A 219-nucleotide genomic window follows, 5' to 3' on the forward strand; every position below is an offset into this window, starting at 1 on the left:
ATCGCTAACAGTTTTGTTGCCAAAGGCAATGAAGGAAAACTGGCCACTCAAAAACAGCAAATGCGCTCTGCACTCTCAGTTGTAAGAGCCACAGTACTGGAGGGTAGTTTTGGAAACGAAAAGAACCACTATCTTTTAAACAAAGTAAAAGCCCGTACACAAAATACCGAACGGGTGTGGATCTTCTTTGCTATGATGACGGCTAATGCATCCATCATC

1 pseudogene is annotated in these 219 nt (G+C 42.9%); it reads left to right on the forward strand.

The window, feature by feature from the left end:
• Positions 1–219, forward strand: a pseudogene (locus OD355_RS13865) (hypothetical protein); the annotation flags it as partial.

It is taken from the genome of Haoranjiania flava (assembly GCF_025631005.1).
GTDB classification, from domain to species: Bacteria; Bacteroidota; Bacteroidia; order Chitinophagales; family Chitinophagaceae; genus Haoranjiania; species Haoranjiania flava.